This window comes from Enterobacter sp. 4974935 (assembly GCF_058661735.1).
The window spans coordinates 3,641,730-3,664,276 of the sequence record NZ_JBZWGT010000003.1 but is presented as its reverse complement, the minus strand read 5'-3'; the positions used below and the strand labels follow the sequence as shown (position 1 = coordinate 3,664,276).

Genomic DNA, 22,547 nt, shown 5'->3' with positions numbered 1-22,547 from the left:
GCCATAACTATTTTGTAGGATGAATTTGTCTCGCGTATCGCTCTTCGTGTTTAGCGCCACTGTCGCTGGTAAGGTGGGATGGGTTGCCAATACTTGCGTTTTACTTTTAACCGTTAGATAGCCCCTTTAAGTCGGGGTGGTAACTGTCTACACTCAATGCTACAAGAAAAGTAAAAGACAGGCATATTCATGGTTCTGATAATTTATGCGCATCCCTATCCGCAACATTCGCATGCGAATAAACGGATGCTTGAGCAGGCAAGGACGCTCGAAAACGTTGAGATACGTTCCCTCTATCAACTCTATCCTGATTTCAGTATCGATGTCGCCGCCGAACAGGAGGCGCTCTCTCGTGCCGATCTGATCGTCTGGCAGCATCCGATGCAGTGGTACAGCACACCTCCGCTGCTGAAATTGTGGATCGACAAAGTCTTGTCGCACGGTTGGGCATACGGACATAACGGCAAAGCGCTTCAGGGAAAAAGCCTGATGTGGGCTGTAACCACCGGTGGGGGTGAAAGCCACTTTGAGATTGGCGCTTTCCCCGGATTTGACGTGCTGGCGCAGCCGCTCCAGGCTACCGCCCTTTACTGTGGCCTGAACTGGCTTCCGCCTTTTGCAATGCACTGTACTTTTGTCTGCGACGATGAAACCTTGCAGGCGCAGGCTAGTCACTACAAACAACGCTTACTCGAGTGGCAGGAGGGGCACAATGGATAGCCATACGATGATACAGGCGCTGATTTACCTCGGCGCGGCGGCATTAATTGTGCCCGTGGCGGTCCGTCTGGGGCTGGGCTCGGTGCTCGGCTATCTGATTGCCGGGTGTGTGATTGGCCCCTGGGGCTTTCGGCTGGTGACGGATGCCGAGTCAATCCTGCATTTTGCGGAAATCGGCGTGGTGCTGATGCTGTTTGTGATTGGCCTGGAATTGGATCCGCAGCGGCTGTGGAAACTGCGCGCCTCGGTGTTTGGCGGTGGCGCTTTGCAAATGCTGGCCTGCGGTCTGCTGTTGGGCGGGTTCTGCATTTTGCTGGGGATGGAGTGGAAAGTCGCAGAGCTGATTGGCATGACGCTGGCGCTCTCCTCGACGGCGATTGCCATGCAGGCAATGAACGAACGTAACCTGACGGTCTCGCAAATGGGGCGCAGCACCTTCTCCGTACTGCTGTTCCAGGATATTGCCGCCATCCCGCTGGTAGCGATGATCCCGCTGCTGGCAACCAGCGGCGCATCAACGACGCTGGGGGCATTTGCCTTATCTGCGCTGAAGGTTGTCGGTGCGCTGGCGCTGGTAATTCTTTTGGGGCGCTACGTAACGCGTCCGTTGCTGCGCTTTGTGGCTCGCTCTGGCCTGCGCGAAGTATTCAGCGCCGTTGCGTTATTCCTGGTGTTTGGTTTTGGATTGCTGCTTGAAGAGGCTGGGCTGTCGATGGCGATGGGCGCTTTCCTCGCAGGGGTCTTACTGGCAAGCTCCGAATATCGTCACGCGCTGGAAAGCGATATCGAGCCGTTTAAAGGATTGCTGCTTGGGCTGTTTTTCATCGGCGTCGGGATGTCTATCGACTTCGGGACGCTGGTAACCCACCCGCTGCGCATCATCATTCTGCTGGTGGGTTTCCTGGTCATTAAAATGGCGATGCTGTGGCTGATTGCCCGACCGTTAAACGTGCCAAAACCGCAACGCCGCTGGTTTGCTGTGCTGCTGGGGCAGGGGAGTGAGTTTGCTTTCGTGGTCTTTGGCGCAGCGCAGATGGCAGATGTACTCGATCCGGAATGGGCAAAAGCGCTGACGCTGGCGGTCGCGCTGTCGATGGCCGCAACGCCAATTCTGCTGGTGCTGCTGACGCGTCTGGAAAAAACGGGAAGCGAACAGGAGCGAGAAGCCGATGAGATCGACGAGGAGCAGCCGCGCGTGATCATCGCCGGATTTGGCCGCTTCGGGCAGATCGCAGGCCGTTTACTGCTCTCCAGCGGTGTGAAAATGGTTATCCTCGATCACGATCCTGACCATGTTGATACGCTGCGTAAATTCGATATGAAAGTGTTTTACGGTGATGCGACCCGGGCGGACCTGCTGGAATCCGCCGGGGCGGCGAAAGCCGAGGTGCTGATTAACGCCATCGACGATCCTGAGACCAGCATGCAGATGGTTGAGCTGGTTAAAGAGCATTTTCCGCATCTGACCATTATCTCACGTGCGCGCGATGTGGATCACTACATCCAGCTGCGTCAGGCGGGGGTGGCAGCCCCTGAACGTGAAACCTTCGAAGGGGCGCTCAAATCTGGCCGCATGGCGCTGGAAAGTCTGGGGCTTGGTGCGTATGAAGCGCGTGAACGTGCCGATCTGTTCCGCCGCTTTAACCATGAGATGGTGGAAGAGATGGTGGCGATGGCGAGCAGTACGGCAACCGAACGCGCAGCGGTGTTTAAACGCACCAGCACCATGCTGACGGAAATCATCAACGAGGATCGTAATCACCTGTCGCTGGTTCAGCGCCACGGCTGGCAAGGGACGGAAGAGGGCAAGCATACCGGTGATCCTGCGGATGAACCGGAGAGTAAACCCTCTGCGTGAAGTGGAGTTGCCAGCAATATTAAAAAATTTCTAATTCTTTACCCTGCCGCCAGTCGACGAAAGATTAAGCTTTCCGTATAGTGGCGGCAATTTTTTGCATCCGGGAAATTTTCAATGATCAGTCTGATTGCAGCGCTGGCGGTAGACCGCGTTATCGGCATGGAAAACGCCATGCCGTGGAACCTGCCTGCCGATCTCGCATGGTTTAAACGTACTACGTTAAACAAGCCGGTAGTGATGGGCCGCCTGACCTGGGAGTCGATTGGTCGTCCATTGCCGGGTCGTAAGAATATTGTGATCAGTAGCCAGCCGGGCACTGACGATCGCGTGCAGTGGGTGAAATCCGTTGATGAAGCGATTGCCGCCTGCGGCGATGCCGAAGAGATCATGGTGATCGGTGGTGGTCGCGTGTATGAGCAGTTCCTGCCAAAAGCGCAGAAACTGTATCTGACGCACATTGATGCGGAAGTGGAAGGGGATACCCATTTTCCGGATTACGATCCGGACGAGTGGGAGTCCGTATTCAGTGAGTTTCACGATGCGGATGCGCAGAACTCGCACAGCTACTGCTTCGAAATTCTGGAACGTCGTTAACGTTTTTATCCTCTCCCCAAAGGGAGAGGATAAACATCTTCAGGAGGCGACCGCCTCTCCCTCGCCTAAATCCAGCTGTCGGTTGGATGGCTGGACAAAGTAGGTTTTATCTTCCCAGCGTAAGCAGGTTAAATCCCCGCCCCAGCAGCATCCGGTATCCAGCGCATAGATATTTTCCGGGGTGCCTTTTCCTTCCAGTGATGCCCAGTGCCCAAATACCACGCTATATTCGTTTGTCACGGGGCCCGGAATCGCAAACCATGGCTTAAGCGGCGCAGGGGCATTTTCCGGCGTATCTTTGCAATACATATCCAGCTGCCCGTTCGGGAAGCAGTAGCGCATCCGCGTAAAAGCATTGGTGATAAAACGTAGCCGCGCCAGGCCGCTGAGGTCATCACTCCAGTTATTCGGCATGTCGCCGTACATCGCATCGAGGAAGAACGGGTAGGAGTCGCTCGCCAGCACCGCTTCGGCGTCGCGCGCACAGGTTTTTGCCGTCTCAAGATCCCACTGAGGCGTGATGCCGGCATGAGCCATCACCAGCTTTTTCTCTTCGTCAATCTGTAGCAGTGGCTGGCGACGCAGCCAGTTGAGCAACTCATCGGCATCCGGTGCTTCCAGCAGGGGGGTAATGCGATCTTTCGGCTTATTACGGCTGATCCCGGCGTATACGGCCAGCAGATGCAGATCGTGGTTGCCCAGTACCAGCCGCACGCTGTCGCCCAGAGATTTGACGTAACGCAGGACGTCAAGGGAGCCAGGGCCGCGCGCCACTAAATCGCCCGTCAGCCAGAGCGTGTCCTGCCCGGGGGTGAAGTCGACCTGTTTTAATAATGCGATCAGTTCATCGTAGCAACCGTGAACGTCGCCAATCAGATATGTAGACATTAGATTAATGAATAAGTGTAGGTACGGCGAGACGGAATACGGGAATAGCAATGCGGAAAGCATTACCGTCGGCATCGACCATTTCGTAATGGCCCTGCATGGTACCCAGTGGCGTTTCAATGACCGCACCGCTGGTGTACTGATACTCTTCGCCAGGGGCGATATGGGGTTGTTCACCGACCACACCTTCACCCTGGACTTCAATTTCGCGGCCATTGCCGTTGGTGATAAGCCAGTAGCGCCCGAGCAGTTGCACAGGCATCCGCCCCAGATTGCGAATGGTTACGGTATAAGCAAAGACAAAACGTTCTTCATCCGGTGTGGATTGGGACTCAATGTAGACGCTTTGAACCTGAACACAGACGCGGGGCGAATCAATCATGGCTTAGCTCTCCTTCGGCGGCGCATTGTCGCTGATGTAATTAGCCAGCTTGCAGTACTGCTCTACGGAAATATTTTCCGCACGCATTGCCGGGTCGATGCCCAACTCAGCTAACACGTCAACGGTAAACAGATTGCCAAGGCTGTTACGAATCGTTTTACGGCGCTGGTTAAAGGCTTCTGTCGTGATACGGCTCAGCACGCGCAGGTCTTTGACCGGATACGGCATCGTTTTATGTGGCACCAGGCGCACAACCGCAGAATCCACTTTTGGTGGTGGCGTGAACGCGGAAGGCGGCACTTCTAATACCGGGATCACGTTGCAGTAATATTGCGCCATCACGCTTAAACGACCATACGCTTTACTGTTCGGCCCTGCAACCAGACGGTTAACGACCTCTTTTTGCAACATGAAGTGCATGTCGGCAATGGCATCAGTATAGCTAAACAGATGGAACATCAGCGGGGTGGAGATGTTGTACGGCAGGTTACCGAACACGCGCAGCGGCTGTCCCATTTTTTCTGACAGTTCGCCAAAGTTCATGGTCATCGCATCCTGCTGATAAATCGTCAGCTTCGGCCCGAGGAAAGGGTGCGTTTGCAGACGCGCGGCCAGATCGCGGTCGAGTTCGATAACGGTCAGTTCGTCAAGGCGTTCGCCTACCGGCTCGGTCAGCGCGGCAAGACCCGGGCCGATTTCGACCATGGCCTGGCCTTTCTGCGGATTAATGGCAGAAACGATACTGTCGATCACAAACTGATCGTTGAGGAAGTTTTGCCCGAAGCGTTTACGGGCTAAGTGGCCCTGATGGACTCGATTAGTCATTGAGTATTAACAATCATTTTGATGGCGAGATTAAGCGCCGTGATAAAACTGCCGACATCCGCTTTTCCCTGGCCTGCCAGATCCAGCGCAGTACCGTGGTCAACGGACGTTCGAATAAAGGGTAAGCCGAGGGTGATATTCACCCCGCGACCAAATCCCTGGTATTTTAGCACGGGCAGACCCTGATCGTGGTACATCGCGAGTACGGCATCGGCTTTATCCAGGTATTTGGGCTGGAAAAGGGTGTCGGCAGGCAGTGGCCCGCTGAGGTTCATCCCCTTCGCCCGCATCTCCTCAAGCACCGGAATGATGGTGTCGATCTCTTCAGTGCCCATATGTCCGCCCTCACCCGCGTGCGGATTCAGGCCGCAAACCAGCACATGCGGCTGCGGAATACCGAATTTGGTTTGCAGATCGTGATGCAAAATGCCAATGATCTCACGCAGGAGTTCAGGCGTAATGGCATCCGGAATGGCTTTGATCGGCAGGTGCGTTGTTACCAGCGCAACGCGCATTGCTTCGGTTGCCAGCATCATCACCACTTTCGGGCTGTGCGAACGCTCTTCGAAAAATTCGGTATGCCCGGTAAACGGAATGCCCGCGTCGTTGATTACGCCTTTATGCACCGGACCGGTGATCAGGGCTGCAAATTCGCCCTGAAGGCAACCGTCACAGGCGCGCGCCAGCGTCTCGACAACGTAGTGGCCGTTTTCGATGTGTAACTCACCGGGGACAACAGGTGCACGGAGCGGAACAGAAAGGAGGGTGAGAGTACCAGCCTGCTGCGGTGCGGGCTGTTGGCCTTCAACGTAAGGGAGGAGCGTTAAAGGCAGACCGAGCAAGGCTGCCCGGTCTTGTAACAGTGTTGCATCTGCGCAAACAACCAACTCTACCGGCCAGCTGCGCTGGGCGAGCTGAACCACAAGGTCAGGCCCAATCCCGGCGGGTTCGCCGGGAGTGATCACAACACGATGCGGTTTCATTAGTTGCTCAACACTTTCACGTAAGCGCTGGCGCGTTGTTCCTGCATCCAGGTTGCGGCTTCTTCAGAGAACTTACGGTTAAACAGCATCCGATACGCACGATCTTTCTGCGCCGCGTCGGTTTTATCCACGTTGCGCGTGTCCATCAGCTGGATCAGATGCCAGCCGAAGGAGGAGTGCACTGGCGCGCTCATCTGACCCTTATTCAGCTTCATTAACGCATCGCGGAAAGCTGGATCGTAAATATCCGCTGCCGCCCAACCCAGGTCACCGCCCTGGTTTGCAGAGCCAGGATCCTGAGAGAACTCTTTTGCCGCTTTATCGAAGGTGGTTTTACCGCTCTTGATGTCTGCGGCGATTTGTTCCAGCTTCGCACGGGCCTGATCGTCAGTCATGATCGGAGACGGTTTGAGCAGGATATGGCGCGCATGCACTTCGGTAACCGAAATGTTCTGGCTCTGACCGCGCAGGTCGTTCACTTTCAGAATGTGGAAGCCCACACCGGAACGGATTGGACCGACGATGTCGCCTTTCTTCGCCGTGCTCAGCGCCTGGGCAAACAGGGATGGCAGCTCCTGAATACGGCCCCAGCCCATCTGGCCGCCTTTCAGCGCCTGCTGGTCAGCAGAGTAGGTGATCGCCAGTTTGCCGAAGTCATCGCCATTACGCGCCTGCTCAACGATAGCGCGCGCCTGACTTTCCGCCTCAGCCGCCTGATCGGAGGTTGGGTTTTCCGGCAGTGGGATCAGGATGTGGCTCAGGTTAAGTTCAGTGCTGGCATCATTCTGATTACCCACCTGTTTCGCCAGGGCATCCACTTCCTGAGGCAGGATGGTGACGCGGCGACGGACTTCATTGTTACGCACTTCTGAAATCAGCATCTCTTTACGGATCTGATTACGGTAGGTGGCATAGCTGATGCCGTCATAGGCCAGGCGGCTACGCATCTGGTCCGGGGTAATGTTGTTCTGCTTTGCAATGTTAGCGATCGCCTGATCGAGCTGCTCGTCAGAGATCTTCACACCCATTTTCTGGCCCATTTGCAGGACAATCTGATCCATGATCAGACGTTCCAGGATCTGGTGGCGCAGCGTAGCGTCATCCGGAAGTTGTTGACCTGCCTGGCCCGAGTTGAGCTTTACAGATTTCATCAAACCGTCAACGTCACTTTCAAGCACGACGCCGTTGTTAACCACAGCCGCGACTTTATCGACAACCTGTGGGGCCGCGAAGCTGGTATTCGCAACCATAGCGACACCGAGTAGCAGCGTTTTCCAGTTCTTCATACTTTTTCCATTTCAATTAACCGCAAAGCGGATTACGTTGTAAATCAAGCACATTACAATGAACTACGATACGGCAGAATGTTCGAGCGCAGCATCTGCTGCGTGCCCAGACCGTAGTTAGAGCTCAGGCCGCGCAACTCGATATTAAAGCCAATCACGTTATCGTATTTGCCCTGACTGTTTTGCGTATCCCAGCCGTTAAGTTTGCGTTCGTAACCGACACGTATTGCGTAACAGCAGGAGTTATATTGCAGACCCAGCATCTGGTCAGCAGGTTTTTGGGCATTCGTGTCATAGTAGTAGGCTCCGACGACTGACCAACGATCGGCGATAGGCCAGCTCGCGGCGGTACCCACCTGTGAAATACCGTCTTTGTATTGGTCTGTATTCGCATAGTTTGGCAGTGTCGCCTGGATATACTCCGGGCTGGCGTAACGGTACGTCAACTGCAACATGCGATCTTCATCACGACGATATTCGATGGCAGCGCTGCCCGTCGCGATATTGTCCAGTCGTGTATCGTACTGAACACCACCGCGCAGACCCCAACGATCCGTCATACGCCAGTAGGTGTCGCCCGCCCATACCAGTGAGCCCGTTTTGTTGTCTTTCTCCCAGTTAATGTCGTCATCACCGGTACGAGACTCGGTGAAATAGTAGATTTGACCAACAGAAACGTTAAAACGTTCAACGGCAGCATCATCATAAATGCGCGTTGTGACGCCGGTCGTTAACTGGTTAGCAGACGCAATACGGTCAAGGCCGCCGTAGGTACGGTCACGGAACAGGCCGCTGTAGTCTGATTGCAGGAAGGACGAGTCATAGTTTTGAATTTTGCTCTGATCGCGATAAGGCACATAAAGATACTGCATACGTGGCTCAAGCGTCTGGGTGTATCCATCCGCGAGAAGAGCCATATCACGTTCGAAAATCAGCTTCCCGTCCATTTTGAATTGCGGAAGCGTACGGTTTACCGACTCTTCAAGATCGGTGCCATAGCGTTTGTTATACCAGTCCAGATTTTTCTGCTGATAGTGGGTGGCCATCAGCTTGGCTTCGGTATTCAGGCTTGCCCAGTCGTTTGACCACGGCAGATTGATCGTCGGCTCGATATGCAGACGCGTTGATTCCGGCATATCCGAGTTGGTGTTGACGAAATGGACCGCCTGAGCGTAAACGTGCGTGTCGAAAGGACCCACATCGTTCTGGTACCAGTTCACGTCCAGCTGCGGCTCTGCACCATAGGTACTACGCGATTGCGTATCAAATACCTGGAACTGCTTGGTCGACACCGTCGCGTCAAAGTTCTCAATGGCGTAGCCCACGCTGAATTTCTGCGTGGCGTAACCGTCGGTACTGGACCCGTATTTAGAGTCGAAGTCGTTGAAGTAATACGGATCGCTGACTTTGGTGTAGTCGATGTTGAAGCGCCACACCTGATCCAATACCCCGGCGTGCTTCCAGTAGTACATCCAGCGGTGCTTATCACCTTCGCTCGGATGTTCGTCCTGGAACACCTTATCTGATGGCAGATAATCAAACTCCATCAGACCCGCGCCCGCTTTGGTCAGATAGCGGAATTCGTTCTCCCACATGATGTTACCGCGCTTATGGATGTAGTGCGGCGTGATCGTGGCGTCCATGTTGGGCGCAATGTTCCAGTAGTACGGCAGGTAGAACTCAAAGTAGTTCGACGTGCTGTACTTGGCGTTCGGGATCAGGAAGCCTGAACGACGTTTGTCACCCACAGGCAGTTGCAGGTAAGGACTATAGAAAATGGGCACCGGGCCGAGTTTAAAACGGGCGTTCCAGATCTCTGCAACCTGTTCTTCACGGTCGTGGATCACTTCGCTGCCCACAACGCTCCAGGTATTTGACCCTGGCAAACAGGACGTAAACGAGCCGTTTTCGAGAATGGTGTAGCGGTTCTCGCCGCGCTGCTTCATCAGGTCTGCGGTACCGCGCCCCTGACGACCGACCATCTGATAATCACCTTCCCAGACGTTGGTGTCTTTGGTATTCAGATTCGACCAGGCTTTCGGACCTTTCAGGATGACCTGATTGTCGTCATAGTGCACATTACCCAGCGCATCCACCGTACGGACAGGCGCCTGAGCACCTTCCGGCTGCTTCTGGTGCAATTGCACTTCGTCAGCCAGCAGACGGCTGTTACCCTGGTTAATATCGACATTGCCCGTAAAGGTTGCATTGTCAGGATAATTACCTTTTGCGCTGTCGGCATTAATGGTGACGGGTAAGTCATTCGTATCGCCTTTCACCAGTGGGCGATTGTAACTTGGGACGCCAAGCATACACTGCGAGGCGAGATCGGCTGCGAGCCCCTGTTGGCTATACAGGGCGGTGCCAATCATTGTGGCCAGAAGGGTGGGGATACGTTTTTTCATACGTTGTATTTTATTGTTCCGTCATCAGTGGCTACGGCTTACAAACGCTCAGAGACTATCTTACTCATCAGCGCAGTACCAGCGTTAATCCTGCCCGTTTGCGCGCCAGAGTGTTAGGCTCGCTATCGAATGACGAGTATGATAATGCAAATTATAGGCGATGTCCCTCAATTGACCGTGGCGCGACCACTGTAATGATGGCGTTGCGTCGGCCAGGAACATGACCATTCGGGGAGTATATGCAGTATTGGGGTAAAATAATCGGCGTTGCGTTCGCAATTATTATGGGTGCCGGATTCTGGGGTGTTGTTCTTGGCCTCATTATCGGCCATATGTTTGATAAAGCACGCAGCCGCAAAATGGCCTGGTTTGCCAACCAGCGCGAGCGCCAGTCACTCTTTTTCTCCACCACCTTCGAGGTGATGGGGCACTTAACCAAATCAAAAGGGCGCGTAACGGAAGCCGATATTCAGGTTGCCAGCGTCTTTATGGATCGCATGAATCTGCACGGCGAATCCCGCGTCGCGGCGCAGAATGCATTCCGGATTGGTAAAGCGGATAACTACCCGCTGCGTGAAAAAATGCGGCAGTTCCGTAGCATCTGCTTCGGGCGCTTTGATTTAATTCGGATGTTTCTGGAAATTCAAATCCAGGCCGCCTTCGCGGATGGCTCTCTGCATCCGAATGAACGGGACGTCCTGTATGTGATTGCTGAAGAGCTGGGCATTTCCCGCATGCAGTTCGATCAGTTCCTGCGCATGATGCAGGGTGGCGCGCACTTTGGCGGCGGTTATCAACAGCAATCGTCCGGTGGCGGCTGGCAGCAGGCGCAGCGTGGCCCTACGCTTGAAGATGCCTGTAATGTCCTCGGCGTGAAGCCCTCTGACGATGTCACGACCATCAAACGCGCCTATCGTAAGCTGATGAGCGAGCACCATCCGGATAAGCTGGTGGCGAAAGGCCTGCCGCCTGAGATGATGGAGATGGCGAAACAGAAAGCGCAGGAAATCCAGAAAGCCTACGAGCTGATTAAAGAGCAGAAAGGTTTTAAATAAAAAAATGGCCCGACAGTGTCGGGCCATTTTTTCAGAAGTCCACCGGGGCTTTGAACGTCATGGCGTTGCCGAAAGCAGGGTGGGTGATGGTGAGCGTCTGCGCATGCAGTTGCAGGCGCGGCGCTAACGCCAGCGCTTCCGGCGGCGCATAGAATCTGTCACCCAGAATCGGGTGACCCATCGCAAGCATATGCACACGCAGCTGATGGGAGCGCCCGGTAATCGGCTTCAGCAGGACGCGCGCGGTATTATCCGGCGCGTACTCCAGCACTTCATACTCGGTCTGCGCAGCCTTGCCGGTTTCATAACACACCTTCTGCTTTGGCCGGTTCGGCCAGTCGCAAATCAGCGGTAAATCCACCAACCCTTCCGCCTGCGCCGGATGGCCCCACACGCGGGCGACATACTGCTTCTTCGGCTCGCGCTCGCGGAACTGACGCTTCAGCTCACGTTCTGCCGCCTTATTAAGAGCCACCACAATCACGCCGCTGGTCGCCATATCCAGACGATGGACAGACTCGGCCTGGGGATAATCGCGCTGGATACGCGTCATCACGCTGTCTTTATGCTCTTCCAGACGCCCCGGCACGGACAACAGGCCGCTCGGCTTGTTAACCACCATAATGTGCTCGTCCTGATACAGAATGACCAGCCACGGATCCATCGGGGGATTGTAGGGCTCCATTACCATTTTGCGCTCCGCTTACTGATGCGTCACAACGATAAGACGCAGGGCGTCGAGACGCCATCCCGCCTGATTCAGGCTTTCCAGCACCTGCTGGCGGTTGCTCTCAATTGCGGCCAGCTCATCGTCACGAATGTTCGGGTTCACCGCTTTCAACGCTTCCAGACGCGACAGCTCGGCAGAAAGCTTCTCATCGGCTTCGCTGCGCGCCGCATCAATCAGCACTCTGGCCGCTTTTTCGGCCTGGGTTTCACCCAGTTGCAGAATGGCATGCACGTCCTGTTGCACCGCATTCACCAGCTTGCTGCCGGTATGGCGGTTCACCGCGCTCAACTGACGGTTGAAGCTTTCAAACTCCACCTGGCCGGCCAGATTCGTACCGTTTTTATCCAGCAGCAGACGCACCGGCGTTGGCGGGAGGAAGCGGTTAAGCTGAAGCTGTTTCGGCGCCTGCGCTTCCACAACGTAGATCAGCTCCACCAGCAGCGTGCCCACAGGCAAGGCTTTGTTCTTCAACAGGGAAATGGTGCTGCTGCCGGTATCGCCGGAGAGGATCAGATCCAGACCGTTGCGGATCAGCGGGTGCTCCCAGGTAATGAACTGTGCGTCTTCGCGGGACAGCGCCACATCACGCTCAAAGGTGATAGTGCAGCCGTCTTCCGGCAGGCCCGGGAAATCCGGCACCAGCATATGATCGGACGGGGTCAGCACGATCATGTTCTCGCCGCGATCGTCCTGGTTTATACCGACGATGTCGAACAGATTCATGGAGAAGCTGATCAGGCTGGTGTCGTCGTCCTGCTCTTCAATGCTTTCGGCCAGCTGCTGCGCTTTTTCACCGCCGTTGGAGTGGATCTCCAGCAGGCGATCGCGACCCTGCTCCAGCTGCGCTTTCAGTGCATCGTGCTTCTCACGGCAGGATTTAATCAGCTCATCAAAGCCCTCACTATTTTCAGGCGCGGCCAGGTAACCGATCAGATCGCCATGGACCTGATCGTAAATGGTGCGGCCGGTCGGGCAGGTGTGTTCAAACGCGTCCAGCCCTTCGTGGTACCAGCGCACCAGCACGGACTGGGCGGTTTTCTCCAGATACGGCACGTGGATCTGAATATCGTGCGCCTGCCCGATACGATCCAGACGGCCGATACGCTGCTCCAGCAGATCCGGGTTAAACGGCAGATCGAACATCACCAGATTGCTGGCGAACTGGAAGTTACGGCCTTCAGAACCGATTTCAGAGCACAGCAGAACCTGCGCGCCGCTGTCCTCTTCACCAAACCAGGCTGCTGCACGATCGCGCTCAACTATGGACATGCCTTCGTGGAACACGGCGGCGCGAATGCCTTCGCGCTCACGCAGAACCTGCTCCAGCTGCAATGCGGTAGCGGCTTTGGCGCAGATCACCAGCACTTTCTGGGAACGGTGAGCGGTGAGGTAGCCCATCAACCACTCCACGCGCGGATCGAAGTTCCACCAGGTGCCGGTGTCGCCTTCGAATTCCTGATAAATCTGCTCCGGGTAGAGCATGTCGCGCGCGCGATCTTCCGCAGATTTACGGGTACCCATAATGCCGGAGACTTTAATCGCCGTCTGGTACTGGGTCGGCAGCGGCAGTTTGATGGTGTGCAGCTCGCGTTTCGGGAAGCCTTTCACGCCGTTACGGGTGTTACGGAACAGCACGCGGCTGGTACCGTGGCGGTCCATCAGCATGTCGATCAGCTCTTTACGCGCGGATCCCGCATTATCGCTGTCGCTGTTCGCGGCCTGAAGCAGCGGCTCAATATCCTGCTCGCCAATCAGATCGCTGAGAGTGTTAAGCTCATCATTAGAGAGACGATTACCGGCCAGCAGCAGCGCGACGGCGTCCGCCACCGGACGGTAGTTTTTCTGCTCTTCAACAAACTGCTCAAAATCGTGGAAACGGTTGGGATCGAGCAGACGCAGACGGGCGAAGTGGCTCTCAAGACCCAGCTGCTCCGGCGTGGCGGTCAGGAGCAGAACGCCCGGTACGCGCTCGGCAAGCTGCTCAATCGCCATGTATTCACGGCTTGGCGCGTCTTCGCTCCAGACGAGGTGATGCGCTTCGTCGACGACCATCAGATCCCATTCAGCGTCGCACAGATGCTCCAGGCGCTGCTTGCTGCGGCGCACGAAGTCCAGGGAACAAATGACCAGCTGTTCGGTTTCAAACGGGTTGTCCGCGTCGTGCTGGGCTTCGGCATAGCGCTCATCGTCGAACAGGGAGAAGCGCAAGTTAAAGCGGCGCAGCATTTCAACCAGCCACTGATGTTGCAGCGTTTCTGGAACCACAATCAGCACGCGCTCGGCAGCGCCAGAGAGCAGCTGCTGGTGCAGGATCATGCCTGCTTCGATGGTTTTACCCAGGCCCACTTCGTCAGCCAGCAGCACGCGAGGCGCATGGCGACGGCCCACGTCATGGGCGATATTCAGCTGATGGGGAATAAGGCTGGTACGCTGACCGCGCAGGCCGCTCCACGGCATGCGGTACTGCTCACTCTGGAACTTACGCGCGCGGTAGCGCAGGGAGAAGCGATCCATTCGGTCGATTTGCCCGGCAAACAGACGGTCCTGTGGCTTGCTGAACACCAGTTTGCTGTCGAGCAGCACTTCACGCAGGATGACATTTGTCTCGTCGGTATCAAGACGCGTTCCGATGTAGGCGAGCAGTCCATTCTCTTCTTTTACGTCTTCAACCTTCAGTTGCCAGCCGTCATGGCTGGTCACGGTATCACCCGGATTGAACATTACGCGGGTAACAGGGGAGTCATTGCGAGCGTACAGGCGGTTTTCACCGGTAGCAGGGAAAAGGAGGGTAACCATGCGCGCATCGACGGCAACGACGGTTCCTAATCCAAGTTCGCTTTCTGTATCGCTGATCCAGCGTTGACCAAGTGTAAAAGGCATAGTTGTTCGGCTCTAATCTTTAATTGCAGGCAATAGTTCGACCCCGTCAAAAAAGACGGTCATCGAAAAATGGGTCCGGGAATGGAAAGGGCGCTATGGTACTGGATGGCAACGGTTTCGTCACGCGTCAAAATAGCCCAAGTTGTCCTGTCACTAGTGTAGCAAAGTCGTCGTTGATGAACGGTAAAATTCCCTCCGCAACAGGCTGAAGCTGGCGGGTCAGGTAGTGATCGTAATCGAGCGGAGACTGCTGGTAATCAACGGGTTCTGGTCCGTTCGTTGTCCAGACGTATTTGATCGTTCCCCGGTTCTGATACTGCGGCGCGCGGCCCCGGCGAACGTTCTCTTCATCCGCCAGTCGCGCCGCGCGGACGTGCGGAGGAACATTACGCTGGTAGTCCGCCAGCGGGCGGCGCAGGCGCTTGCGATACACCAGCTGCGCGTCAAGTTCGCCTGCCATCAGGCTGGCTATCGTCTCGCGCACGTAGTCCTGATACGGCTCATTGCGGAACACCCGCAGATAAAGGGTTTGCTGAAACTGCTGTGCCAGCGGCGTCCAGTCGGTGCGCACTGTCTCCAGCCCTTTAAACACCATCCGCTGCTTGTCGCCTTCCTGAATCAGTCCGGCGTAGCGCTTCTTGCTGCCCTGGTCGGTTCCGCGAATGGTCGGCATTAAGAAGCGGGCAAAATGGGTTTCAAACTCCAGCTCTAACGCGCTGGTTAACCGCTCTTTTTGCAAATTTTCGCGCCACCAGGCGTTCACGAAGGCGACCAGTTCTTTGCCGATTTGCGCGGCGTCGTCTTCTGAATGGGCCGATTTCAGCCAGACAAAGGTGGAATCGGTGTCGCCATAAATAACGTCATAACCCCGGGATTCAATCAACGCTTTGGTCTGGCGCATAATGTCGTGCCCGCGCATGGTGATGGACGACGCCAGACGCGGATCAAAGAAGCGGCAGGCGCTGGTGCCCAGCACCCCGTAAAAGGCATTCATAATAATTTTCAGCGCCTGTGAGAGCGGCTTGTTGCCGTGGCGTTTTGCCTCGTCGCGGCCGTGCCAGATGTTTCCCACGATCTCAGGCAGGCAGTGTTTTTCGCGCGAGAAGCGTGCCCCGAGAAAACCTTCAGTACTGTGCGCATCGTCTGGCTGCGCCATCCCCTCGACCAGCCCTACCGGATCAATCAGAAATGTGCGGATAATCGACGGGTACAGACTTTTATAATCCAGCACCAGCACCGAATCATACAGCCCGGGCCGTGAATCCATCACGTAACCGCCGGGACTGGCCTGCGGCGGCACGTCACCGAGGTTAGGGGCCACATAGCCAGCCCGGTGCATCCGCGGGAAATAGAGGTGGCTGAAGGCCGCTACCGAGCCGCCGTGCCTGTCGACCGCGAGACCGTTTACCGTTGCGCGTTCCAGCAGGAAGGGCATGATCTCGGTTTTATGGAAAATCTGCGTTACCAGCTCACAGTCTTTCAGGTTATAGGTAGCGAGCGCTGGCTTATCCTCATTAAAGCGCCGGTCGATCTCGTCCATTCGGTCCCAGGGATTGTCGATGGATTTACCTTCGCCGAGCAGCGCCTGGGCGACCGCTTCCAGCGAGAAGGAAGAGAAGTTCCAGAAGGCGGATTTCAGCGCCTCGATGCCGTCGATAATCAGGCGACCGTTAGCCTGTGCGAAGAATACGCCGTTCTTAAAACCGTGCTCACGCCACTCCAGCTCCGTGTTTCCGCGCCCTAACGTCAGGGGAATGCGGTACCGCTCGGCATGTTTTTGCAACACGCGCAGGTCAAACTGCACCACGTTCCAGCCGATCAATACATCCGGGTCGTGCTCGGCAAACCACTGGTTAAGCTTCTCCAGCAGCTGTGGTCGGCTGGTAACGTATTCCAGATGAAAATCCAGCGCGGACGCATCGCCGTTCGGGGGCCCGAGCATATAGACAACCCGCTGCCCACAGCCCTCCAGGCCGATGCAGTACAGTTCACCGTGGCGGGTGGTTTCGATATCCAGCGAGACCCACTTCAGCGGTGGGCGATAGTGCGGATTAGGCTTCAGGCGCGCGTTAACGATCCTGCCGTTTTGCGCGGTGCCATCTACCCAGACGGGGGCGGTGATAAACCGCTCCATCAGAAAACGTTCCGGCGGGCGAATGTCCGCTTCATAGAGCGTCACGCCCGCTTCGCGGAGCAATTTTTCATAGCGCATCAGCTGGCGATGGGCGCGGCAGTAGAGGCCATAAACCGGCTGGCGGTGGAAATCTTTTAGCTCAAGAGGCGTGAGGCGCCAGCCGTTTTCACCGCGCAGGAGCTGCTTTACTTTCTCGACGTGGTGTTCAGGGATAAACGCCACGGACTCCTGAGGCGGCAGGGTAACGTGCAGCGGGCCGTTATCCGTCGCCAGCCAGAACGCAACCTCGGTGCCCTGAGGGGTATCCCGCCAGTGTCGGGTCAGTAAAAAGCCTTCTTGCGCCTGTGCCACGCCGCTATCCCACAAAACAAACCAGGCCTGATTATAGCCTGGTTGAGGGGTGTTTGCTGGGGTTTTATACAGTGCCTGTTTTGCCGGATGGCGCTACGCTTATCCGGCCAACAGGATCCGTAGGCCCGATAAGCGCAGCGCCACCGGACAATGTTTTACTGCCCGTAGTACGCCTTCGCGCCGTGCTTGCGCAGATAATGCTTATCGAGCAGGGTTTGCTGCATATCCGGCAACTGCGGTGCCAGCTGGCGGCAGAAGATCCCCATGTAGGCGACTTCCTCCAGCACGATCGCGTTGTGCACCGCGTCCTCCGCGTTTTTACCCCAGGCAAACGGACCGTGGGAGTGCACCAGCACGCCGGGCATTTGCGCCGCGTCGATACCCTGTTTTTCGAAGGTTTCGACGATCACGTTCCCGGTTTCCCATTCGTACTCACCGCCGATCTCCGCATCGGTCATCAGACGCGTGCAGGGAATGGTGCCGTAAAAGTAGTCCGCGTGGGTGGTGCCGGTGGCCGGAATTGGCTGGCCCGCCTGCGCCCAGATGGTCGCGTGACGTGAATGGGTATGCACAATCCCGCCGATGGTTGGGAATGAGCGGTAGAGCAGGCGGTGGGTTGGCGTATCGGAGGAGGGCTTTTTATTGCCTTCAACCACTTCACCCGTTTCGAGGCTGACCACCACCATATCTTCCGCGGTCATCACCGTGTAATCCACGCCCGAAGGCTTGATCACGAACACGCCTTTTTCCCGGTCAACGGCGCTGACGTTGCCCCAAGTCAGGGTCACCAGGTTATGTTTTGGCAGCGCCAGGTTGGCTTCGAGTACCTGACGTTTGAGATCTTCTAACATTGTCGTCTCCTGCCGGATGGCGCTGCGCTTATCCGGCCTACAGAACCGTAGGCCCGGTAAACGAAGTGCCACCGGGCATTCAGGGCTTAGCGTTTTGAACCGTAATAGACTTCGTTCCAGCGCAGCGCGTCTTTAAAGGCTGGCAGACGGGTGTCGTTATCAATCACGGTCAGTTCGATGTCGTGCAGCTCGGCAAACTGACGCATATCGTTCAGGTCAAGCGCGTGGCTGAAGACGGTGTGGTGCGCGCCGCCGGCCAGGATCCAGGCTTCCGACGCGGTTGGCAGGTCAGGTTGCGCTTTCCACAGGGCGTTCGCGACCGGCAGTTTCGGCAGAGAATGCGGAGTTTCCACAGCATCGACGCAGTTCACCAGCAGGCGGAAACGGTCGCCGAGGTCGATCAGGCTGGCGTTAATGGCCGGGCCGGTACGGGTGTTGAAGATCAGACGGGCCGGATCCGCTTTGCCGCCAATGCCGAGGTACTGCACATCGAGGATCGGTTTCTCTTCGACGGCGATAGAGGGACACACTTCCAGCATGTGCGAGCCGAGCACCAGATCGTTGCCGTTCTCGAAGTGGTAGGTGTAGTCCTCCATAAAGGAGGTGCCGCCCTGCAGACCGGTCGACATCACCTTCATGATGCGAAGCAGAGCGGCAGTTTTCCAGTCGCCTTCGCCCGCAAAACCGTAGCCCTGCTGCATCAGACGTTGTACCGCCAGACCCGGGAGCTGTTTCAGGCCGTGGAGATCTTCAAAGGTGGTGGTGAAGGCATGGAAGCCGCCCTGTTCCAGGAAGCGCTTCATGCCCAGTTCAATGCGTGCGGCATCCAGCACGTTCTGGCGCTTGTCGCCGTTGACCTGTGCCGCAGGCGTCAGGCGGTAGCTGCTTTCGTACTCGTCCACCAGCGCGTTAACGTCGCCATCGCTGATGTCATTCACCACCTGCACCAGGTCGCCCACTGCCCAGGTATTCACGGAGAAGCCGAACTTGATCTGCGCGGCCACTTTGTCGCCGTCGGTTACGGCAACTTCACGCATATTGTCGCCGAAACGCACCACTTTAAGGTGACGGGTATCCTGCTTAGAGACCGCCTGACGCATCCATGAGCCAATGCGTTTTTGTGCCTGGCCGTCCTGCCAGTGGCCGGTCACCACGGCATGCTGTTGACGCATACGCGCGCCGATGAAGCCGAACTCGCGACCGCCGTGCGCGGTCTGATTCAGGTTCATGAAGTCCATGTCGATGCTGTCCCACGGCAGGGAGGCGTTGAACTGAGTGTGGAATTGCAGCAGCGGTTTGTTGAGGATAGCCAGGCCGTTGATCCACATTTTGGCTGGCGAGAAGGTGTGCAGCCACACCACCAGGCCAGCGCATTTGTCATCGTAATTGGCATCGCGGCAGATGTTAGTGATTTCGTCCGGCGTAGTACCCAGCGGCTTCAGCACCAGTTTGCACGGCAGTTTGGCTTCCGCGTTCAGCGCATTCACAACGTGCTCCGCGTGTTTCGTCACCTGCTGCAACGCTTCCGGTCCGTATAAATGCTGGCTGCCAATCACAAACCACACTTCATAATTATTAAAAATGGTCATTATCGTGTCCTTAATGTGTCAGGGTTGCCGTAGTGTCCGCGGTGCTTTTGGCCGGGGCGGCGACAGGGAGATAGTGAAGTTCGGCGCTTTTTGCCCATTGCTGGTAGCGCTGATAAAGCTGTTCAAAGCGTTGTGCCTGCTGAGCCTGCGGCTGAAGCGTACTTTCGACGGCGCTCGCCATATGCTGTTGCGCGGTCGGGATATCCGCATGGACGCCTGCGGCCACGGCCGCGAAAATCGCTGCGCCCAGCGCACAGCACTGATCGGAGGCCACAATTTGCAGCGGACGGTTGAGCACGTCGCAGCAGGCCTGCATGATCACCGGGTTTTTACGGGCGATACCGCCCAAAGCCATCACGTTGTTCACGTCAATGCCCTGCCCGGTGAAGCACTCAATAATGGCGCGCGCGCCGAACGCGGTGGCGGCGATCAGGCCGCCAAACAGCGCGGGCGCGTCGGTCGCCAGGTTGAGATCGGTAATCACCCCTTTCAGACGCTGGTTGGCAAACGGCGTACGACGGCCGTTGAACCAGTCCAGCACCACCGGCAGGTGATCGAGAGACGGATTTTTTGCCCAGGCGTCGGTGAGCTGCGGCAGGAGCTGTTTTTTGCTCGTGGTAATCTGGTTTTTCAGTTCAGGATGCGCGGCCGCCAGCTGATCCAGCGGCCAGCCGAGCACCCGGCCAAACCAGGCGTAGATATCGCCAAACGCGGACTGACCCGCTTCGAGGCCGATAAAATCAGGCACCACGCTGCCGTCAACCTGACCGCAGATACCCTTCACCGCGCGGTCGCCAACGGTCGTTTTATCCGCCGTCAGAATGTCGCAGGTGGAGGTGCCAATCACTTTCACCAGCGTGTTAGGCTGCGCACCCGCGCCCACGGCGCCCATATGGCAGTCGAACGCGCCGCCGGAAATGGTCACGTTTTGCGGCAGACCGAGGCGTTTCGCCCACTCCTCGCAGAGCATGCCGACCGGAATATCGGCGGTGAAGGTGTCGGTAAACAGCGGGTATGTCAGGTTTTTGTTGATGATCGGGTCGAGTTCATCGAAGAACGCTGCCGGAGGCAGACCACCCCAGCTTTCATGCCACAGCGATTTATGCCCGGCGCTGCAACGGCCACGGCGAATAGCCTGCGGGCGAGTGGTGCCGGAAAGCAGGGCGGGAACCCAGTCGCACAGCTCAATCCATGACGCCGCTGCCTGTGCGACCGACGCGTCCGCGCGGGTAACGTGCAGGATTTTTGCCCAGAACCATTCGCTGGAGTAGATCCCGCCGATGTAGCGCGAGTAGTCGGTTTTGCCCGGCTGGTGGCATAAGCGGGTGATGGCTTCCGCCTCTTCCACGGCGGTATGGTCTTTCCACAGCACAAACATGGCGTTCGGGTTATCGGCAAACTCCGGGCGAAGCGCCAGTACGCGGCCTTCTGCATCAACCGGGGCCGGCGTTGAACCGGTACTGTCGACGCCAATCCCCACGACGTCGGCCCGCTGGGCATCCGTCAGCTCCGCCAGCACGGTTTTGATCGCCGCTTCCATTGATTCAATGTAATCGCGCGGGTGGTGACGGAACTGGTTGTTCGGCGCATCGCAGTAGCGCCCCTCTTGCCAGCGCGGATACCACTCAACGCTGGTTGCTATTTCCTGGCCAGTCGTACAGTCCACTGCCAGCGCGCGAACTGAGTCGCTGCCAAAATCGAGGCCAATTGCAATTGCCATGGTGTTGCTCCATCCAAAACAGGTATGGAAGAACATTAGAGACTGGGGACAAAGATCGTCAGGCAGGATCCGCTAATCTTATGGACTAAATTGCTGTTACGATTGAAAGTGTGACGCCGTGCAAATATTCAATGTGGACATTTCTGCCGTACTTATAGACACTTTTGTTACTGCTTATCCGCCCGTGCTGGCGGAGAAATCAGGGGAAAAGGCTGAAACATGGCGGACGTAAAAGAGGCGTGATGCTTTTTGGATCTTTTCGCGGGCCATTTTTATACTGCTTTTATCGATATGGACAATTGGTTTCCTTCAGGACCCTTGGGAGAACTGAATCTATGGCCGAACCGCAAAACGATCCCCTGCTGCCGGGATACTCATTTAACGCCCATCTGGTGGCGGGGCTGACGCCCATTGAGGCCGAGGGGTATCTCGATTTCTACGTCGATCGACCGCTCGGAATGAAAGGGTATATTCTGAACCTGACCGTTCGCGGGGAAGGGGTGATTAAAAACGGCGATCGGCAGTTTATCTGCCGTCCTGGTGATATGCTGCTGTTCCCGCCGGGGGAGATCCACCACTACGGACGCCACCCGGATGCCAAAGAGTGGTATCACCAGTGGGTCTATTTCCGTCCGCGCGCCTACTGGCAGGAGTGGCTCTCGTGGCCGGCCATTTTCGCGCAAACCGGTTTTTATCGCCCGGATGAGGCGCATCTGGCGCAGTTCCGTGAGCTGTTCGCACAAATTATTGAGGCAGGGCAGGCGGGAGGGCGCTACGCTGAACTGCTGGCCATCAACCTGCTTGAACAGGTGCTGCTGCGCCGCATGGAGGCCATCAACGAGTCGCTTAATCCGCCGCTGGACAACCGCGTCCGCGACGCCTGCCAGTACATCAGCGACCACCTTGCCGACAGCCAGTTTGATATTGCCAGCGTCGCCCAGCATGTGTGCCTGTCGCCGTCACGGCTGTCGCATCTGTTCCGCCAGCAGCTTGGCGTGAGCGTGCTCAGCTGGCGCGAGGATCAGCGCATCAGCCAGGCGAAACTGCTGCTCAGCACCACCCGAATGCCTATCGCCACCGTCGGGCGTAACGTCGGCTTTGAAGATCAGCTCTATTTCTCTCGCGTGTTTAAGAAGTGCACCGGTGCCAGCCCGAGCGAATTCCGTGCGGGATGTGAATAATCGGTAAACATTCAGGTGAACTTCAGGCGCATCTTGTAAACTATTCAGACAATTGATGCCTTGACGCGGTGCAGGGCGCTAAGCAGAATCGCTGATTCGTTTTCTGACCGGAATA

Annotated in this window: 17 protein-coding genes; 5 read left to right on the top strand and 12 right to left on the bottom strand. The window is 56.5% G+C overall.

Annotated features, from left to right (window positions below; all coding sequences use genetic code 11):
• The first annotated feature begins 189 nt into the window (after positions 1-189).
• The 3 genes from kefF (at position 190) to folA (ending at position 3,172) form a co-directional block, all read left to right on the top strand.
• Entirely contained in the window at positions 190-720 is a 531-nt protein-coding gene (gene kefF, locus AC4OVS_RS18785; RefSeq protein ID WP_063137945.1) for a glutathione-regulated potassium-efflux system oxidoreductase KefF, read from the top strand.
• Positions 713-2,578 (top strand): glutathione-regulated potassium-efflux system protein KefC, encoded by a 1,866-nt coding sequence (gene kefC / locus AC4OVS_RS18780; RefSeq protein WP_063137944.1) that lies wholly within the window; start codon positions 713-715, stop codon positions 2,576-2,578. Before kefF ends, kefC begins: the two co-directional genes overlap by 8 nt.
• A gap of 114 nt (positions 2,579-2,692) precedes the next feature.
• Positions 2,693-3,172: a type 3 dihydrofolate reductase gene (folA, locus tag AC4OVS_RS18775; protein WP_003856431.1), complete on the top strand. Its 480-nt coding sequence runs from the start codon at positions 2,693-2,695 to the stop codon at positions 3,170-3,172.
• A gap of 39 nt (positions 3,173-3,211) precedes the next feature.
• Here the strand turns inward: folA and apaH are convergent, their stop codons facing one another.
• The 6 genes from apaH to lptD are packed head-to-tail and all read right to left on the bottom strand — an operon-like array spanning position 3,212 to position 9,941.
• On the bottom strand, positions 3,212-4,060 hold the full coding sequence (apaH, locus tag AC4OVS_RS18770) for a bis(5'-nucleosyl)-tetraphosphatase (symmetrical) ApaH (RefSeq protein ID WP_022647017.1): 849 nt from the start codon (positions 4,058-4,060) through the stop codon (positions 3,212-3,214).
• 4 nt (positions 4,061-4,064) lie between these two features.
• A complete protein-coding gene (apaG, locus tag AC4OVS_RS18765) occupies positions 4,065-4,442 on the bottom strand; it encodes a Co2+/Mg2+ efflux protein ApaG (RefSeq protein WP_003856425.1) in 378 nt (125 codons plus the stop codon).
• 3 nt (positions 4,443-4,445) lie between these two features.
• Positions 4,446-5,267: a 16S rRNA (adenine(1518)-N(6)/adenine(1519)-N(6))-dimethyltransferase RsmA gene (rsmA, locus tag AC4OVS_RS18760; protein WP_003856423.1), complete on the bottom strand. Its 822-nt coding sequence runs from the start codon at positions 5,265-5,267 to the stop codon at positions 4,446-4,448.
• Positions 5,264-6,250: a 4-hydroxythreonine-4-phosphate dehydrogenase PdxA gene (gene pdxA, locus AC4OVS_RS18755; RefSeq protein WP_022647019.1), complete on the bottom strand. Its 987-nt coding sequence runs from the start codon at positions 6,248-6,250 to the stop codon at positions 5,264-5,266. Before pdxA ends, rsmA begins: the two co-directional genes overlap by 4 nt.
• Positions 6,250-7,536, bottom strand: a complete 1,287-nt coding sequence (gene surA, locus AC4OVS_RS18750; protein WP_003856417.1) for a peptidylprolyl isomerase SurA — start codon at positions 7,534-7,536, stop codon at positions 6,250-6,252. The genes pdxA and surA overlap by 1 nt, the downstream gene beginning before the upstream one ends.
• Positions 7,537-7,589: 53 nt before the next feature.
• Positions 7,590-9,941 (bottom strand): LPS assembly protein LptD, encoded by a 2,352-nt coding sequence (gene lptD / locus AC4OVS_RS18745; protein ID WP_023299304.1) that lies wholly within the window; start codon positions 9,939-9,941, stop codon positions 7,590-7,592.
• A 239-nt stretch (positions 9,942-10,180) separates the two neighbouring features.
• Here lptD and djlA point away from each other — a divergent pair, with 239 nt between their 5' ends.
• On the top strand, positions 10,181-10,996 hold the full coding sequence (djlA, locus tag AC4OVS_RS18740; RefSeq protein ID WP_023299305.1) for a co-chaperone DjlA: 816 nt from the start codon (positions 10,181-10,183) through the stop codon (positions 10,994-10,996).
• 31 nt (positions 10,997-11,027) lie between these two features.
• Here djlA and rluA read toward each other — a convergent pair whose 3' ends face one another.
• The 6 genes from rluA to araB all read right to left on the bottom strand — a co-directional run bounded on the left by rluA (position 11,028) and on the right by araB (position 21,251).
• Entirely contained in the window at positions 11,028-11,687 is a 660-nt protein-coding gene (gene rluA / locus AC4OVS_RS18735; RefSeq protein WP_003856412.1) for a bifunctional tRNA pseudouridine(32) synthase/23S rRNA pseudouridine(746) synthase RluA, read from the bottom strand.
• A gap of 12 nt (positions 11,688-11,699) precedes the next feature.
• Entirely contained in the window at positions 11,700-14,606 is a 2,907-nt protein-coding gene (rapA, locus tag AC4OVS_RS18730) for an RNA polymerase-associated protein RapA (protein WP_023299306.1), read from the bottom strand.
• A gap of 127 nt (positions 14,607-14,733) precedes the next feature.
• Positions 14,734-17,091 (bottom strand): DNA polymerase II, encoded by a 2,358-nt coding sequence (polB, locus tag AC4OVS_RS18725; RefSeq protein WP_126291375.1) that lies wholly within the window; start codon positions 17,089-17,091, stop codon positions 14,734-14,736.
• A gap of 155 nt (positions 17,092-17,246) precedes the next feature.
• A complete protein-coding gene (gene araD, locus AC4OVS_RS18720; RefSeq protein ID WP_155024480.1) occupies positions 17,247-17,942 on the bottom strand; it encodes an L-ribulose-5-phosphate 4-epimerase in 696 nt (231 codons plus the stop codon).
• Positions 17,943-18,028: 86 nt separating this feature from the next.
• Positions 18,029-19,531, bottom strand: a complete 1,503-nt coding sequence (gene araA / locus AC4OVS_RS18715; protein ID WP_015572656.1) for an L-arabinose isomerase — start codon at positions 19,529-19,531, stop codon at positions 18,029-18,031.
• Positions 19,532-19,541: 10 nt separating this feature from the next.
• Positions 19,542-21,251, bottom strand: coding sequence for a ribulokinase (araB, locus tag AC4OVS_RS18710; RefSeq protein WP_491922626.1), 1,710 nt, complete (start codon positions 21,249-21,251; stop codon positions 19,542-19,544).
• Between the two features lie 335 nt (positions 21,252-21,586).
• Between araB and araC the strand changes: the two genes are divergently transcribed.
• Complete coding sequence (gene araC, locus AC4OVS_RS18705; RefSeq protein ID WP_032625458.1) at positions 21,587-22,432, top strand: arabinose operon transcriptional regulator AraC; 846 nt, start codon at positions 21,587-21,589, stop codon at positions 22,430-22,432.
• The last annotated feature ends 115 nt before the right edge of the window (positions 22,433-22,547 follow it).

Excerpts from the sequence above, each read along its gene's own strand:
- kefF (WP_063137945.1), top strand. The coding sequence starts at position 190 with ATGGTTCTGATAATTTATGCGCATCCCTATCCGCAACATTCGCATGCG.
- kefC (WP_063137944.1), top strand. The coding sequence starts at position 713 with ATGGATAGCCATACGATGATACAGGCGCTGATTTACCTCGGCGCGGCG.
- folA (WP_003856431.1), top strand. The coding sequence starts at position 2,693 with ATGATCAGTCTGATTGCAGCGCTGGCGGTAGACCGCGTTATCGGCATG.
- apaH (WP_022647017.1), bottom strand. The coding sequence starts at position 4,060 with ATGTCTACATATCTGATTGGCGACGTTCACGGTTGCTACGATGAACTG.
- apaG (WP_003856425.1), bottom strand. The coding sequence starts at position 4,442 with ATGATTGATTCGCCCCGCGTCTGTGTTCAGGTTCAAAGCGTCTACATT.
- rsmA (WP_003856423.1), bottom strand. The coding sequence starts at position 5,267 with ATGACTAATCGAGTCCATCAGGGCCACTTAGCCCGTAAACGCTTCGGG.
- pdxA (WP_022647019.1), bottom strand. The coding sequence starts at position 6,250 with ATGAAACCGCATCGTGTTGTGATCACTCCCGGCGAACCCGCCGGGATT.
- surA (WP_003856417.1), bottom strand. The coding sequence starts at position 7,536 with ATGAAGAACTGGAAAACGCTGCTACTCGGTGTCGCTATGGTTGCGAAT.
- lptD (WP_023299304.1), bottom strand. The coding sequence starts at position 9,941 with ATGAAAAAACGTATCCCCACCCTTCTGGCCACAATGATTGGCACCGCC.
- djlA (WP_023299305.1), top strand. The coding sequence starts at position 10,181 with ATGCAGTATTGGGGTAAAATAATCGGCGTTGCGTTCGCAATTATTATG.
- rluA (WP_003856412.1), bottom strand. The coding sequence starts at position 11,687 with ATGGTAATGGAGCCCTACAATCCCCCGATGGATCCGTGGCTGGTCATT.
- rapA (WP_023299306.1), bottom strand. The coding sequence starts at position 14,606 with ATGCCTTTTACACTTGGTCAACGCTGGATCAGCGATACAGAAAGCGAA.
- araD (WP_155024480.1), bottom strand. The coding sequence starts at position 17,942 with ATGTTAGAAGATCTCAAACGTCAGGTACTCGAAGCCAACCTGGCGCTG.
- araA (WP_015572656.1), bottom strand. The coding sequence starts at position 19,531 with ATGACCATTTTTAATAATTATGAAGTGTGGTTTGTGATTGGCAGCCAG.
- araB (WP_491922626.1), bottom strand. The coding sequence starts at position 21,251 with ATGGCAATTGCAATTGGCCTCGATTTTGGCAGCGACTCAGTTCGCGCG.
- araC (WP_032625458.1), top strand. The coding sequence starts at position 21,587 with ATGGCCGAACCGCAAAACGATCCCCTGCTGCCGGGATACTCATTTAAC.